Source organism: Streptomyces sp. NPDC003284 (genome assembly GCF_053589675.1).
In genome coordinates this window covers 140,394-156,189 of the sequence record NZ_JBSFSI010000014.1, presented here as the reverse complement: position 1 = coordinate 156,189, position 15,796 = coordinate 140,394, and the positions used below count along the sequence as shown (strand labels likewise).

The 15,796-nt window shown below is 73.5% G+C and carries 12 protein-coding genes; 3 read left to right on the top strand and 9 right to left on the bottom strand.

What is annotated here, in order from left to right; all coding sequences use genetic code 11:
* Window positions 1-116: 116 nt before the first annotated feature.
* The 4 genes from ACWDYF_RS26650 to ACWDYF_RS26635 all read right to left on the bottom strand — a co-directional run bounded on the left by ACWDYF_RS26650 (window position 117) and on the right by ACWDYF_RS26635 (window position 4,815).
* Window positions 117-803: a hypothetical protein gene (locus ACWDYF_RS26650; RefSeq protein ID WP_389472129.1), complete on the bottom strand. Its 687-nt coding sequence runs from the start codon at window positions 801-803 to the stop codon at window positions 117-119.
* Complete coding sequence (locus ACWDYF_RS26645; protein ID WP_389472132.1) at window positions 800-2,464, bottom strand: multicopper oxidase family protein; 1,665 nt, start codon at window positions 2,462-2,464, stop codon at window positions 800-802. Before ACWDYF_RS26645 ends, ACWDYF_RS26650 begins: the two co-directional genes overlap by 4 nt.
* Before the next feature lie 672 nt (window positions 2,465-3,136).
* Entirely contained in the window at window positions 3,137-3,970 is an 834-nt protein-coding gene (locus tag ACWDYF_RS26640; RefSeq protein WP_389472134.1) for an ABC transporter ATP-binding protein, read from the bottom strand.
* Between the two features lie 104 nt (window positions 3,971-4,074).
* A complete protein-coding gene (locus ACWDYF_RS26635; RefSeq protein ID WP_389472137.1) occupies window positions 4,075-4,815 on the bottom strand; it encodes a L,D-transpeptidase family protein in 741 nt (246 codons plus the stop codon).
* 154 nt (window positions 4,816-4,969) lie between these two features.
* Between ACWDYF_RS26635 and ACWDYF_RS26630 the strand changes: the two genes are divergently transcribed.
* From ACWDYF_RS26630 to ACWDYF_RS26620, 3 genes are all read left to right on the top strand, one after another.
* Complete coding sequence (locus tag ACWDYF_RS26630) at window positions 4,970-5,182, top strand: hypothetical protein (RefSeq protein WP_381744712.1); 213 nt, start codon at window positions 4,970-4,972, stop codon at window positions 5,180-5,182.
* A 181-nt stretch (window positions 5,183-5,363) separates the two neighbouring features.
* Window positions 5,364-5,933, top strand: coding sequence for a TetR/AcrR family transcriptional regulator (locus ACWDYF_RS26625; protein ID WP_389472141.1), 570 nt, complete (start codon window positions 5,364-5,366; stop codon window positions 5,931-5,933).
* 85 nt (window positions 5,934-6,018) lie between these two features.
* Window positions 6,019-8,709, top strand: a complete 2,691-nt coding sequence (locus ACWDYF_RS26620; protein ID WP_389472143.1) for a SpoIIE family protein phosphatase — start codon at window positions 6,019-6,021, stop codon at window positions 8,707-8,709.
* On the opposite strand, the gene ACWDYF_RS26615 is transcribed toward ACWDYF_RS26620, so the two are convergent.
* The 5 genes from ACWDYF_RS26615 to mdlC all read right to left on the bottom strand — a co-directional run bounded on the left by ACWDYF_RS26615 (window position 8,697) and on the right by mdlC (window position 15,730).
* A complete protein-coding gene (locus ACWDYF_RS26615) occupies window positions 8,697-10,091 on the bottom strand; it encodes a condensation domain-containing protein (RefSeq protein WP_389472146.1) in 1,395 nt (464 codons plus the stop codon). The two genes, ACWDYF_RS26620 and ACWDYF_RS26615, sit on opposite strands and share 13 nt — an antisense overlap.
* Before the next feature lie 112 nt (window positions 10,092-10,203).
* Entirely contained in the window at window positions 10,204-11,079 is an 876-nt protein-coding gene (locus ACWDYF_RS26610; RefSeq protein WP_389472148.1) for a hypothetical protein, read from the bottom strand.
* 104 nt (window positions 11,080-11,183) lie between these two features.
* Window positions 11,184-12,422: an MFS transporter gene (locus ACWDYF_RS26605; protein WP_389472151.1), complete on the bottom strand. Its 1,239-nt coding sequence runs from the start codon at window positions 12,420-12,422 to the stop codon at window positions 11,184-11,186.
* A 183-nt stretch (window positions 12,423-12,605) separates the two neighbouring features.
* Window positions 12,606-14,060, bottom strand: coding sequence for an aldehyde dehydrogenase family protein (locus tag ACWDYF_RS26600; protein WP_389472154.1), 1,455 nt, complete (start codon window positions 14,058-14,060; stop codon window positions 12,606-12,608).
* Between the two features lie 89 nt (window positions 14,061-14,149).
* On the bottom strand, window positions 14,150-15,730 hold the full coding sequence (gene mdlC, locus ACWDYF_RS26595) for a benzoylformate decarboxylase (protein WP_389472156.1): 1,581 nt from the start codon (window positions 15,728-15,730) through the stop codon (window positions 14,150-14,152).
* Window positions 15,731-15,796: the final 66 nt, after the last annotated feature.

Genomic DNA, 15,796 nt, shown 5'->3' with positions numbered 1-15,796 from the left:
GACCACCCGTTCGGCGGGCGCCCTCGGACGGCGGTCATCTCCCCTCGGACAGCATCGCGGGCCCGGCGGCCGGTCCGCGCGCCGGAACCGTCCGTCGGAGTGACGGGCCGCCGCGCTCAGTCCGCCGTCGCGGCGACCGGCCCGGCGCGCCCGGCCACCGCGAGGATGTACGCGCTCAGCACCAGCGCCCAGGCCGGGAAGACCAGCTCGGCCCAGGGCACGGTCGAGGAGGCGAACAGCAGGGTCAGCGCGGCGAGCAGTCCGAGCACGGTCAGCCAGCGGGGCAGGATCCGCAGCCGGTGTCCCATCACCGACAGCGAGCAGGTGAAGACCGCCGCCATCCGCATCGCGTACCCGGTCATCAGCTCGTGGGCCAGCCGGCGGCCGAACTCCCAGGCGGCGGGGGAGGCCACCGCGCCGGAGGACGGGTGCGGGGCAGCCACGACGGCGCCCGCCGCCGCCGCTGCCCCGAACATGGTCGCCACGAAGACGAGCCCGCTGCCCAGGAACACGGTCGCCAGGAACTTGTCCTCGGCCGCCCCCACATGGGTGCGCACGACGCCGGTGAACCACAGGAAGAGGATCCCGGCCAGCGGCACCAGGGCGAGGGCCGCCCGGACCGCGTCCCGCCGCGCGGGATCGGTGCGGACCGGCGCCGTCGCCGCGTCCGCGCCCTCCGGGATCCCCAGCCGGATCAGCACGATCGCCGCCGCGAGCAGCAGCGCGAACAGCACCCCGGCCAGCCCGGCCGCGCGCGGGGTGCGCAGCGCCCGCCGGGCCGGTGTGCCCGCACCGGTCGTCACCTGCGGTAGCCGAGAATCGTCATCATGCCGGACTCCGAGTGGTACTGGTTGTGGCAGTGCAGCATCCACAGGCCCGGGTTGTCGGCGTAGAAGTCGGCGACCAGCTTGCGGTGCGGCAGCACGATCGCCGTGTCCTTGCGTGTGCCGATGTCGTTGAGGCCGGTCAGCGCGAACGTGTGGCCGTGCAGATGCAGCGGGTGCCACATGTCGGTGGCGTTGATCAGGGTGAGCCGGACCCGTTCGTCCTGGCGGACGGCGTGGCGGTGCTCGGTGGAGTAGGGCTGGTGGTCGAAGGCCCAGTTGTAGTCCTTCATGTTGCCGGTCAGCCGGATGCGGATCTCCCGGTCCGGCTTCTCGTCGCTCAGGGCCACCGACTCGTGCGGCTTGAGACTGTGGGCCGGGAGCAGGCGGCCGTCCAGCTCGTCCGGGTGGACGGAGGGCGCGGGCAGGCCCTTGCCCTGGTCGGTGCGGAGCACAGCCAGCGCCTTCGCCCGGTCGCCCTTGCCCTCGGCCAGCGCGACCAGCGGGAAGGTGCCGTCCTTGACGGTGACGAGCACGTCGTAGCGCTCGGCCATGCCGATGAGCAGCGCGTCGGTGTCGCGGTGCTCGACCGGGTAGCCGTCGGTGTGTGTGACCGTCATCCGGTGGCCGCCCAGTGCCACCCGGAAGGCGGTGTCGGCGCCCGCGTTGATGAGCCGCAGCCGCACCCGGTCCCCGGGCTTGGCCCGGAACACCTGCGCGGACTGCGGCAGCCGCCCGTTGATCAGGTAGTACGGGAAGTCCACATTGCCGCCCATGCCGTCCAGGAGACGGCTGTGGGACTGCCGCAGGATGCGGGACGGGCCGCCCGCCGCCCTGCGCAGCGGCGCGCTCCGGCCGCCGGACGGACGCGGACTGCCGGAACCTTCCTGCTGAGGGTCGCCGCCCATCTCCATGCTCATCGCCGGATGCTTGCCGCCGTGCAGCTGCGCCAGCACGCCGTCCGGGGTGGAGCCCTCCACCCCGTCCACCCAGTCGTCCAGGACGACGACCCACTCCTTGTCGTAGGACAGCGGTTCCTTGGGGTCGTCCACGATCAGCGGCGCGTACAGCCCCCGGTCGGGCTGCATGCCCTCGTGGGAGTGGAGCAGGTACGTGCCCGGGTAGGACACCGCGAAGCGGTAGCGGAACTCCTCGCCGGGCTTGATCCCGGGCTGGGTGAGGCCGGGCACACCGTCCATGTCGCAGCGCAGCCGGACCCCGTGCGAGTGCAGCGTCGTCGCGACGGGCAGCCGGTTGGCGAGCGTGAGGTCCAGGATGTCGCCCTGTGTCACCCGGATTTCCCGGCCGGGCAGCCCGTCGCTGTACGCCCACGTCCGGAACGAGCGTCCGCCCACGTCGCACGTGGCCTCGGCGGCGGTGAGGCGGAAGGTGCGCACCGGTCCCGTGCCGCGCTTGCGCTCGGCGGCCAGCACCTCGGGGTCGGACGGGTTCACGTACCCCTTGGGGCCTTTGGGGACGAAGGGGCGGTGGCCGCCGTCCGCGGTGCCGGAGTCCTGGGCGGTTCCCGGGTGCGGACCCGTCTCCGAGGAGGAGCCGGACCCCGAGCAGGCTCCCAGGAGACCCGAGCCGGCAGCCATGATCGAGGCACTGAGCAAGGTGCGCCGCGTAGGTGTGTGCATGAATGAATAACACACGTTTTATGGCGATATGTGGGAGAACTGGGGCGGCGCGTCCGCTGATCTCGACGGTCATTTTCCGTGCCGCGGCCTCCGCCTCGGGGGGTGGTCACCCGGTCGGCCGAAGGGGGCGCGCGGCAGTGCGCGCGGCAGCCGGTCCCGCGCCCGGCGGCACGGCGGGCGCCGGTCCGGCGACCGTCCGGCACCGGCCGGACCGCGTACGTCAACCTGCCGTCCCCCTGGGCAAGTTGGCCGGAACCGGCCGCTCGCCGGTCCCATGCGGCGCCGCCCGGTACGACGGAGCGGCGGCGGGAACCGGGTCCGAGGTCCTGCCGCCGCCGCTGTCACGTCAGTTGACGCGTGCCGCCGCCCTGCGCGTGTTGTTGTACAGGCGCAGCAGATGCTTCGCCACGGGGCAGGGCGCGGCGTCGGCGCGGCACTGGCGGCACGTCTCCAGATGGTTGCGGTAGTCAGAATGCGCTTGCGGCAGAGCATCGCCCTGGGGCGGCATGAGGATCCTCGCACGGGGGGTTCGGACGGCGAACGGCGCTCAACTCGGCTGTACGGAGCACCTGGAGCCAAAGTTGATCACGTTACTGCCGGTAGGGGAAAGCGGCATCAGGCCACGCTGCGCCACGCCGAACCCCATGATCGGCCGGACCCGGACGGGAGGTCCTAGCCGCTCTGCCGCCCGGAGTACGCCCACCAGCGGCCCTCGTGCCGGTTCACCGCGATCGGCCGGCCGAAGCAGGACGTCAGCCGGTCGCCGGTGAGCACCTCCGCCACCGGCCCGCTGGTCAGGATGCGGCCCTCGCGCAGCAGCAGCGTGTGGCTGACGGCGGGGGACAGCTCCTCCAGATGATGGGTGACCGTCACGGTCGCGAGCCGCGGACGCCCCTCGGCCAGCCGGTGCATGGCCTCCACCAGGTCCTCCCGGGAGGGCAGGTCGAGGGCGTTGAACGGCTCGTCCAGGAGCAGCAGCGCGGGCTCCGCCATCAGCGCCCTGGCGATCAGGATCCGGGCCCGCTGCCCGCCCGAGCAGACACCGTACGGCCGGTCGGCCAGCTCCTTGATCTCCAGCTCGGCCAGGAGCGCGTGGGCGCGCTCGCGCACCTCGTCGTCGTAGGACCGCCACAGCGGCTGCACCGTGCCGGTGTGGCCGGTGAGCACCACCGTGTGGGCGTCGAGGTCCTGCGGTACGCGCTGCGCGGAGGTGACATGTCCGATCCGGGCCCGCAGCTCCCGCACGTCGACCCGGCCGAGCCGGGCGCCGAGCACCTCGACGCTGCCGGAGGTGGGGTGCATGAGTGCGCCCAGCAGCCGCAGCAGCGTGGTCTTGCCCGCGCCGTTGGCGCCCAGCAGTGCCCAGTGCTCGCCGGGCCGGACCGTCCAGTCGACGCCGTCGAGGATCACCTGGTCGGTGGTGAAGCGGCGTACGCCCACCTCGCGGAGCGCCACGACGGCCTCCGGTCCGTGCGGCGCTGTGCGTTCGGTTGTCTCCTCGGCCATCCCAGGGCTCCCCTTCGGTGCGTGCGGTCCCCGTCCGTCGGCACGACAGACAGTAGATGCATCCGGCACCTTGTCGCCGGTCCGTCCGGTGCGTGGACGCCGTCTCAGGCGGCGAGATCCCGGGCGTCGCCCATGACCACGACCGGGTGCAGGCGCGGATCGAGGGTGCGCAGCAGGTAGCGCATGGCGTCCTCGGACTGGCTCACGCAGGCGGAGGTGCCGCTGCCGTGGTCCATGTGCAGCCAGATGCTGCCGCCCTTGTGCTGTCCCTCGGGCCGGGTGGGGTCCTCCGGCGAGGTGCCCCGCACCCGGTTGTAGTCGATGGCGATGACGTAGTCGAAGTCGTGCCAGGAGTTCTTGTTCCAGGAGTGCGGCGCCTGGAAGGAGGCGGACCGCGTGTACGGCAGCCGGGCCCCCGGATCGGCCAGCACCCCGCCCGCGTCGCTCAGTGTGAAGACGCCCACCGGGGTGCGCTGGTCGCCCTCGTGGTGATCGGCCGTCCAGCCGTTGCGGCCGTTGTGCGCGGGCCAGGAGCGCTCCTGCCGCCAGCCGGAGCCCTGCCGGGTGAAGAGCCGCACCGTCGCGTCCGGGGAGTTCGGCCCGGCGCCGTAGACGGCGACGACCTGGCGGGTGGCGGCCGGGACCTGCCGCCAGAGCCGGTCGCCGATGCCGGGCACCCGGTCCGGTGCCGTGCCGTGCGGAGCGGCGGCCGTCCCGCCCGCGCCGCCGTTCCCGCCGCCCTTCGCTCTCGGGTGGCCCGAGCCGCCGCAGCCGGTCAGGGACATCGCCAGGGCTCCGCAGACCACCGTCGCGGCAGCCGTCCGTATCGCACCGCTCTTCCGCATGGCGCCCATGATGGCACCGCGCCCGCCCGCACCGGCCCGCGGGCCCCCACCCGGCGTGTCACCCGAATGGCCCTCCGTGACTGCGTGCCTACGGCTGATCGGGTGTCTCCTGGAGTCAGAGAGGCGTCCATCAAGGGAGCCGATCATGTATGAGATGTGTGCAGGAGCCGAGGAACCGGGCGGTGCGCCGGTGTGGCATGTCATGGCCAAGAACACGGTGACCACGCTCTGCGGGCGGCGGCTCGGCCGGCGCGTCGACGGGGCGAACGCGCAGCGGGCCGGTCACTGTTCCTCGTGCATGGCCCTGTTCGGGAAGCTGATGACCGCTCCGCCGGCCGTCGGTTCTCCCGCCCGCACGGACCACTAGCGGTCCGGGTCCGTGGCAGGAGGGCCCCGTCCGCCCGGGACACCACTCGGGCGGACGGGGCCCTTCCGGCGGCCGTGGAGCAGCACCTCGGGCACCGGGACGCCGTGACGTCCCATGACGGCCATTTGCCTAACATCTTTAGGCACGGGCACAATCCCTTCAGGGAACGGAAGGGAACGCTGTGCCACGCGCGGGACTCACCACCGACCGCCTGGTCCGGGCCGGGGCGGAACTGGCCGACGAGGTCGGCTTCGAACAGGTGACCGTCTCGGCGGTCGCCAGACGGTTCGACGTCAAGGTCGCGAGCCTGTACTCGCATCTGACGAGCTCCCAGGATCTCAAGACCCGCATCGCCCTGCTCGCCCTGGAGGAACTGGCCGACCGGGCCGCCGAGGCGCTGGCCGGGCGGGCGGGCAAGGAGGCGCTGGCCGCCTACGCCGACGTCCTGCGCCGGTACGCCCGGGAGCACCCCGGCCGCTACACCGCCGCCCGGCTCCCGCTCGACGCGGAGACGGCCGCCGCGAGCGCGGGCGTGCGGCACGCCCAGATGACGCGGGCCATCCTGCGCGGCTACGACCTGGCGGAACCGCAGGAGACCCACGCGGTCCGGCTGCTCGGCAGCGTGTTCCACGGCTATGTGAGCCTGGAGCTGGCCGGCGGTTTCAGCCACAGCGCGCCCGACTCCGGCCAGACCTGGTCCTGGATCCTGGACCGGCTGGACGCGCTGCTCCGCGACCCCGCCACCCACTGATACCACCGTCTCAAGGAGCGGTACCGGCCGACGAACATCCGCCCAACCCGTGACGACTCGGGCGTGTCGGTGCTACAAAGGCCGCATGGCAGACCGTTTTGCCCGTCTTCGACGGATACCGGGGCGGTCGCTGGCGGGAAAGAGTCCGCGAAGCGTCGCCGGACAGGTGTTCGTTCTCCAGGTGGCCCTCGTGGTACTGCTGGTGATCGGCGCCGTCCTCGCCCTCCTCCTCCAGTCGCAGCGGGACACCAGCGCCGAGGCCAGACGCCGCTCCGTCGCCGTCGCCCAGACCTTCGCCCACGCCCCCGGTGTCGTCGCCGCGCTGCGCGGGCCCAGCCCCTCGGCCGTGCTCCAGCCCCTGGCGGAGGCGGGCCGCCGGACCGCGGGCGTCGACTTCATCGTCGTCATGGACACCCACGGCATCCGCTACACCCACCCCCTTCCCGACCGCATCGGCCGGCGCTTCGTCGGCACCATCGGCCCGTCGCTGGCCGGTCAGGTCCGCACCGAGAGCGTGCACGGGCCGCTCGGGCAGGAGGTCCAGGCCATCGTCCCCGTCGAGGACACCGGCGGCCATGTGGTCGGCCTGGTCTCCGCCGGGCTGAAGGTCAAGAACGTCACCGGGCAGGTCTACCACCAGATCCCGATCATCCTCACCGCCGGAGCCGTCGCCCTGGGCCTGGCCACCGCCGTGACCGCCCTGGTCGGCAGGCGGCTGCGCCGCCAGACCCACAGCCTCGGCCCGGACGAGATGACCCGCATGTACGACCACCACGACGCGGTCCTGCACTCCGTGCGCGAAGGCGTGCTCATCGTCGGCGGCGACGGCCGGCTGCTGCTGGCCAACGACGAGGCCCGGCGGCTCCTGGACCTCCCGCCCGACGCCGAGGGCCGGCCGGTGGCCAAGCTCCCGAAACTGGAGCCCGAGACCGCGGCGCTGCTCGCGTCCGGCCGGGAGGCCACCGACGAGGTCCATCTCGCCGGCGGGCTGCTGCTCGCCGTCAACCAGCGCCCCACCGACCGCGCCGGAGGCCCCGCGGGCACCGTCGTCACCCTGCGCGACTCCACCGAACTCCAGGCGCTGTCCGGCCGCGCCGAGGTCGCCCGGGAACGGCTCAACCTCCTCTACGACGCCGGGCTCGGCATCGGCACCACCCTCGACATCGCCCGCACCGCCGACGAACTCGCCCAGGTCACCGTGGACCGCTTCGCCGACTTCGTCACCGTCGATCTCGACGACGCCGTCCTGTGCGGCGAGGAGCCGGAGCCCGCCTCCGCCGGGATGCGCCGCGTCGCCGTGCGCGGCGTACGGGACGACCACCCCCTCTACGAGCGGGGCCGGCTGATCGACTTCGTGCCCTCCACCCCGCAGGCCCGCGGCTACGGCACCGGAGTGTCCGAACGGCTGCCCGACCTGGCCTCGGCGGCCGGCTGGCAGGCACAGGACCCCGAGCGCGCCGGGCGGATCGTCGACTACGGCATCAACTCGCTGATCACCGCACCGATCCGGGCCCGCGGCGCGGTGCTGGGCGTGGCCAACTTCTGGCGCTCCAAGGAGCACGGCCCCTTCGAGGAGGAGGAACTGTCGCTGGCCGAGGAACTCGTGGCCCGCGCCGCCGTCAGCATCGACAACGCCCGCCGCTTCACCCGCGAGCACGCCCTCGCCGTCACCCTCCAGCGCAGCCTGCTGCCGCGGGCCCTGCCCGAGCACGGCGCCGTCGAGGCCGGCTACCGCTACCTGCCCGCCCAGTCCGGCGTCAGCGGCGACTGGTTCGACGTGATCCCGCTGCCCGGCGGCCGGGTGGCCCTCGTCGTCGGGGACGTGGTCGGCCACGGCCTGCACGCCGCCGCCACCATGGGCCGGCTGCGCACCGCGGTGCACAACTTCTCCACCCTCGACCTGCCCCCCGACGAACTGCTGAGCCACCTCGACGACCTGGTCGGCCGCATCGACCAGGACGAGGACTGCCCCGAGACCGCGGCCAACGTCGTCGGCGCCACCTGCCTGTACGCGATCTACGACCCCGTCTCCCGCCGCTGTGCCATGGCCCGCGCCGGACACCTCGCCCCCGCGCTGGTGCGCCCGGACGGCACCGTCACCTTCCCCGACCTGCCCTCCGGACCGCCGCTCGGCCTCGGCGGCATGCCCTTCCGCACCGCCGAACTGGAACTGGAGGAGGGCACCCAGCTCGTCCTGTACACCGACGGCCTCATCGAGGACCGCCGCCGCGACCTGGACGAGGGGATGGAACTGCTGCGCCGGGCGCTGGCCGGACACCCCGAGCGGGACCCGGAGGAACACTGCCGGGCCGTGCTCGGCGCCCTGCTGCCCGCCCGGCCGCGCGACGACGTCGCCCTGCTCGTGGCCCGCACCCGCGCACTGCCGCCGGAGCGGATCGCCGACTGGGACGTGCCGCCCGACCCGGCCGCCGTCGCCGGCATCCGGGTCGCCGCCGGCGCGCAGCTCGACGCATGGGGCCTGGCCGAACTGGGCTTCGTCCTGGAACTGGTCCTCAGCGAACTGGTCACCAACGCCATCCGCTACGGATCGGCACCGATCCACGTCCGGCTGATCCATGACCGCACCCTGATCTGCGAGGTCTCCGACGGCACCAGCGCCTCCCCGCATCTGCGCTACGCGGCGACCACCGAGGAGGGCGGCCGGGGCCTGTTCCTGGTGGCGCGCACGACCGAGCGCTGGGGCACCCGGTACACCCCCGAGGGCAAGGTGATCTGGGCGGAACTGGCGCTGCCCGAGCCCCCTCAGGAGACCTGAGGACGGCCCACCGAGACGATCACCTCCCGCAGTTGCTCCACGTACAGCCGCATGTTCTTGTACGCGATGTCGGTGTCCGGATAGCGGCTCGCGAACTGGAGCCCCTCGTGCAGCCGGTTGATCCACGCGCACACCTGGTCGCCGTAGGAGACCCTGATCAGGCCGTACGCCTTCAGCCCCGCCCAGTCGCCGGAGCCGGGGATGTCCCGGGCGTCGACGAACGAGACGATCGAGTACAGGTCCGGGGAGGTCGGCCGGAAGTCGGTCCCCAGCAGCCGCAGCACCCGCGCCAGCGGCATCCTGGACAGGGGCCTGGCGGCACGCAGCCGGTCGCTCACCATCCGCAGCAGAGCCGGGAAGTCGGCCGCCCGCGCGGTCTCGACCTCGATCGGCGCGCCGCCCACGTACCAGCCGACCGAGTCCCGCCACTGCGACTTGTGCCGGGTGTGGAAGGGGACCACCGTGCGGTAGACCGGCTCCCCGCCGATCTCATGGACGATCAGGGCGGTGGCCGCCAGGATGCCGACCAGACTGCCGCCGTAGGGCCGGCAGTACGCCTCGAAGGCGGCCGCGTCACCGGCGTCCACGAGCATCTCGTTCATCAGCTTCTGGCGGGGCAGCGCACCGCCCGGCTCCAGACCGAGGTCCAGGGGGAAGTTCGGCAGCCGGCCGCCGCAGCGGCCGATGAAGTCCCGCCAGCGCTCGACGACGGCGTCCGTGCGGTCGATCCCGTCCGCGTCGGCCCGCTCGGTGCGGCAGAAGTCGACATAGCTGCTGACCGGCCGGGGCTGCGGGCGGCTCCCCCCGGCACCGGCACGGTACAGCTCATGGATCTCCGCCGGGAGCCGCTGCACCGAGTAGGAGTCCACGTTGCTGTGGTCGAACGCCATGTACACACTGGCGCCGTCCTCCCGGACGACCGCAGTGAACAGGAAGTTCGGCCAGCGCAGCGCGTCCGCGGTGTGGTCGAAACGGTCCTGCAGATGCTGGACCAGCACGCCCGGGTCGTCGAAGTCACCGATCGTCTCGCGGCGCAGTGCCACGTCGGCGGCGTCGAGCGTGAAGCGGCGCATGTCGTCGCCGGTCCAGCGGAAGCCGCTGCGCAGCGTCTCGTGCCGGAGCATCCAGCCGCGCAGGGCCTCCCCGAGCGCGTCGAGATCGACTCGGCCGGGGACGTCGAACGCGGTGCCCAGCCAGGTCGGCACGAACAGCCCGCTCTCGCGGACGGTCCTGGCCGTCCTGATGTGCGACTCCTGGATGTACGCCGGCGGTCGGGCATCGTCCGGGAGATCCGATGCGGTCCGGACGGCCGCCGGGTCGAGTGTCCACTCGACCAGCCGTCCGGGCCGGACCTCGCAGCGCTGGATGTCGGTCATACGCAAGAGAAGCCTCCGTCGCAGAGGGGGTACCAGGGAAGCAACTGCGTACGGGCACGGGGGGTTGCGGGTCGCCGGGCGGCGTTCGAACGGCGGGGTCACCCGTTCCGGGGGCGCGTCAGCGGGCGGGCAGGGTGTCGTAGGTCCGGAACGTGTAGATCGCGTCGTAGCTCATCAGGTTGCCGGTCGGTGCCGGGAGGCCGAGCCGGCGGCCGAGTATGCGGGTCAGGGGACCGCAGTGCCCGGCGGCCGGGGCGGCGAACGTGTCGTCGTACGCGGAGAACCGGATCACGGGCGGGTTGGTGGACAGCCATTCCGAGGGGCTCGGCCGCTTCAGGGCGAAGTCGACCGGCGCGTCGGCCCCGATCACGCAACTGCGGGGCAGCAGCGGGCTCACCAGCCGGAAGCGGAGGCTGAACCGGCCCGTGTAGAAGTCGGACCGGCCGCCGTACTCGGGCTGGAGCGACAGGCCCGTCAGCGGTGCCGGCCCGGCTTGCGCGGTGCCGGTGAGTCCGCCCGGGACGGGGGTGGCCGCGCTGTGCATCGCCCCCCACACCTGGCCCGGTGTCCCGTCGGGCAGCGGGCCCTCGGCATGGGTCATGGTGATCGGCGCGAGCGTCACCGCGAGGCCGCCCATCGACAACCGCGGTGCGGCGGCGTGCACTTCGCAGCGCCAGGCGGCCGGGTCGGCACCGGCCGGGAGGGCGGGGCAGTCGCGGAAGTCCGTCGGCACGGCCACGGAGGCGGTGACGGAGCCGGACCGGCCGGAACCCGAGGGAGCGGAACCCGACGGACCCGGGCCGGAGGAGGGGGCGGAGACGGACGAGAAGGACGGAGCGCCCGGCTGTGCGGCACTCGCGGGCAGCGCGCCCGCGAGGCCCACCAGGGCGACCGCACCGGCCAGGGCCCCGGCGGCGAGAGCACGGGGACGGAAACGGGAGCGGGTACGGCAGTGGGGACGGGAGTGAGGGCTGCGCGCAGTGGTCTTCGGCATGCCCCCAGCCTGCCGAACCGCACCGGTCGGTCACTATCCGTGACAACCCCGGCGCCACCCTGACCGGACCCTGACGCCGTGTCAGGGTCCGGCCCCGAGATCCCTCACCCGGCCTTCGCCGCGGCGCGCGGCAGGGTCAGCACCGCGGCGCAGCCGAGGACGGCGACCATCGCGAAGAAGTAGAAGCCCCACGGGTGGCCTATCCCGGCGGTGACCAGGGCGCCGGTGACCGACGGACCCACGATCGAACCGATCCGGCCGATCCCGGACGCCGAACCGAGGGCGGTGCCGCGCACGGCCGCCGGGTAGAAGTCGGTCACGTAGGCGTAGACCAGCACCTGGGCCGAGAAGACGAACACACCGGTGAGGAGGACGACCAGGTCGAGCAGCAGGTCGTTGTGCATCCTGACGCTCAGACAGGCCAGCATCAGCACCGAGACCGCGAACCAGGCGACCGTGGTGCCCTTGATGCCCCGGCGGTCGGCGACCCACCCGCCCACGAGCAGACCGATGACACCGCCGACGTTGAGCACCAGGAGCTGGGTGACGGCCGTGGGCACCGGGTATCCGGCGTCGTTCATCAGCTTGGGCAGCCAGGTGTTGAGGCCGTAGACCAGCAGCAGCCCCATGAACGAGGCCACCCAGACCCCGATGCCCGCGCGCAGGTACGCCGGCTTGAGCAGTTCGGTGAACGGCACCCGCGCGGCACCGTCGCCGTCCGTCTCCCGGGTGCGGACGAACGCCTCCGACTCCGGCAGCCGGAACCACTGGACGGCCGCGATGACGAGACCGGCGGCGCCGAGCACATAGAAGAGGATCTTCCAATTGTCGGTCACCTGGAGGGCCAGCAGCGAGGTGATCACCGCACCGGTGTGGTAGCCGGTCATCGTCAGGGTGCTGGCCCGTGCCCGCCGGTGCGCGGGCATGTGCTCGGCCATCATCGTCAGCGACACCGGCATGCAGGCGCCCAGTCCCAGCCCGGCCGCCAGCCGCAGCAGCGCGAACACCGTCACCGAGCCGGCCAGCGGCACCAGCAGCGTGAAGACGGAGAACAGCAGCACCGAGGCGATGAGCAGCAGCCGCCGCCCCAGCCGGTCGGCCAGCGGTCCCACGCACACCGCGCCGATGGCCACACCGACGAGCGAGAGGGTCGCGATCGTGGTCGCGTCCCCGGCGGTCATGCCGAGATGGTGGGTCTTGAGCAGGGTCGGGATGATGGCACCGAGGACGACGAGGTCGTAGCCCTCCAGCATGACGGTGATCCAGCACAGGACCACGGTCCAGACGTTGCGTCCGGAGGCGGTGGTCCGGGCCGGGGCGTGGGACGGGACGGTGGATGTCATCGGACATACCCCCTGGGGAGCGGGTGCGGGCGGAGCGGGGACGGAGCGGAGGATCGCGCAAGGGAACGGGCTGCCGGTGGTCGGGGACGGAGCGGCGGGCGGCCGTCCGCGGACGGACGGCGGGCCGCTCAGAACGGGTGGTCGGCTCGGAACAGGTGGTCGGCTCGGAACAGGTGGTCGGGGTCAGAACGGGTAGTCGGCGATGTCCGGGCGGATCGTGACCCACTGGGTCTCGGTGAACGCCTCGGCGTTGGCCCTCGCGCCGCCGAAGCGGGAGCCGGTGCCCGACGCCTTGACCCCGCCGAAGGGCGCGTTCGGCTCGTCGCCGACCGTCTGCTCGTTGATGTGGACCTTGCCCGACTCGATCCGGTCGGCGAGCTTCATCGCCGTACCGACGTCGCCGAGGATGCCGACCGACAGGCCGTACTCGCAGTCGTCGACGATCCGCGCGGCCTCCTCCAGCGTGGCGAAGCCGACGACCGGCGCGACCGGGCCGAAGATCTCCTCCCGCCAGGCGGGCATGTCCGTGGTGACGCCGGACAGCACGGTCGCGCGGTAGCAGGCGCCGTCGGTCTCGCCGCCCGCCGCGAGCGTGGCGCCCGCCGCGACCGACTCGGTGACGATGCGGTGCACCCGCTCCAACTGGCCGCGGTCGATGAGCGGACCGAGCGCCACGTCCGCGCGGGCCGGGTCGCCCACCGGCAGCGCGGCGGCCTTCGCGGCGAGCGCGGCCGTGTACTCCTCCAGCAGCGACTCGTGGACGATGTGCCGGCCGGTCGTCATGCAGATCTGCCCCTGGTGCAGATAGGAGCCGAAGGCACCCGCCGAAGCCGCCTTGCCCACGTCCGCGCCGGGCAGCACCACCAGGGCGTTGTTCCCGCCCAGTTCCAGATGGGCCCGCTTGAGCAGACGGCCCGCCTGCTCGCCGATGGCCCGGCCGACGGGAGTGGACCCGGTGAACGAGATCACCCGCACCTGCGGGGCCTCGACGACGGCCCGGCCGACCTCGCCGTCCCCCGGCAGCAGGTGCAGCACGCCCGGGGGAAGCCCCGCCTCCTCGAAGAGCCGTGCGAGGACGACCCCGCCGCTGACCGCGGTCCGCGGATCCGGCTTGAGCAGCACCGCGTTGCCCAGGGCGAGCGCGGGCGCCACCGAGCGCAGCGCGAGCAGCAGCGGGAAGTTGAACGGCGCGATGACGCTCACGACCCCGGCCGGTCGGCGCCGGGCCAGGGACCAGCGGGCCTCCTCGGAGGTGAGCACCTCGCCCTGCGGATGCGTGGGCAGGCCCGCGCACTCGAAGAACTCGCCGACCGTGAGCCCCACCTCGAAGGCCGCCTTGGCGCGCACCGACCCGGCCTCGCGCACCAGCCACTCCTCGGCCTCGGCGGCGTGTGCGGTGAGCAGCTCGCCCGCCCGGCGCAGGACGGCCGCCCGGCGGGCCGGCGGCAGGTCCGCCCACCCGCGCTGCGCCTCGGCCGCCCGTGCGGCGGCGCGCGCCGCGTCCTCGGCCGTGGCGAGGCCCACGGTGCCCAGCCGGTCGCCGGTGGCCGGTTCGGTGACCGGCCGCGTCGTGCCGGCGTCCGTCCAGCCGTCGCCGAAGAGCTTTCCGGCCCAGACGTCGCTGTCCAGGAGTGTCATCGAAGGTTCCCTCTCGTTTCCGTGGGTGGCCGCGCGGGAGGCGGGCGTGAGGTGCCGCGTCCGTGCGGCGCTGTGGGCGTTGTTCCCCGTCAGGAGGGCGTCGTGAGCACCGTGTCCACCTGGATCAGCCGCGGTCCGTCCGGGCGCTCGGCGAGCAGGGCCCGCAGCTCGTCGGCGTCCGCGGCCTGCCGGGCGGCGACGCCGTAGCCCTCGGCGATCCTGGTGAAGTCCAGGCCGGGGATGTCCAGGCCCGGCGCGTCGGGCACCCCGAGCAGGTCACCGAACCAGCGCAGCGCGCCGTACGTCCCGTTGCGCAGCAGGACGACGGTCAGCGGGACCCGGTGCTGGGCGGCCGTCCACAGGGCGGTGATGCCGTAGTTCGCCGAGCCGTCCCCGATCACGCCGACGACCGGCCGGTCCGGCTGCGCCAGGGCGACCCCGACGGCGCCGGGCAGCCCGAAACCGAGCCCCCCGGCCGCGGGGAAGTAGTAGGAGCCGGGGCGGCGCAGGTCCATCTGGCGCCACCACGCGGCGCTCGTGGAGGTCGACTCGACGACGTACGCGGTGTCCTCGGGCTGCTCGTCGCGGAGCGCGGCGAAGACCTGCTCGGGGTGCAGGCGTCCGCCCTCACCGGCGGCCGGGTCGGGCACGGGCCGGTACGGGGCGCGGGGCGCGGCGGGCGCGCCGAGCTGTTCGGTCAGCAGGTCGATGACCGCGCCCGGGTCGGCGACCAGCGCCTCGCCCATCGGGGCCCGTGCCGCCGCTGCCGCGTCCTCGGTCACCTGGATCAGCCGGGTGCCCTCGGGCAGATACCGGCCGGGCAGGTACTCGTGGTAGCGGAACACCGGAGCGCCCAGCACCAGCACCAGGTCGTGGCCCTCCAGCGCCGCGCACACGGGGGCGATCCCGGCGGGCAGCACACCGCGGAACAGCGGGTGCCGGTTGGGGAAGGGCAGCCGGAACTGCGAGGGCGCCGCCCACACCGGACCGCCCAGCCGCTCGGCCAGCCGCACCGCGCCGTCGAAGAGCCCGGCCGCGTCGATGTCGCCGCCCAGCACCAGCGCGGGCCGCCGCGCCGAGGCGACCAGCTCCGCCAGCCGGCGGCCCTGTCCGGCGGTCGGCACGGCACCGCGCTCGACCCGCCGGTCCAGCACCGCCAGGGTGTTGTCACCGGCCTCGGCCGCCCAGTCGTCGTACGGCACCGACAGGTACGTCGGCCGCCGCTGGAGCCGCGCCTCGAAGACGGCCTGGGCGAGGGCGCGCGGCACGTCCTCGGCGCACGCCGGCTCCGCCGCCCAGCCGACCAGCGGCTTCATCAGGGCCGGGGCGTCGACGTTGGCGAGGTTCGCCTCCGGGCCGACGGCCGGGCGCACCTGCTGCCCGGCGACGATCACCAGCGGGGTGCGGGCGGAGACGGCGTTGGTGAGCGCGCCCATGGCGTTCCCGGAGCCGGAGGCGGCGTGCAGGTTGACCAGCACCGGCCGGCCGGTGGCCTGCGCGTAGCCGTCCGCCATGCCGACGACGGCACCCTCGTGCAGACCGAGGACGTAACGGAAACCGGCGGGCAGGCCGGCGAGGAACGGCAGCTCGTTGGAGCCGGGGTTGCCGAACACGGTGGTGAGGCCCTGACGCTTCAGGAACTCGTGGGAGACACGACGTACGGAGGACACCGGAAGTTCCTTTCGGAGTGACGCAACGCACGCTAGGCAACGCTCCGACATGAACACCAATAGATG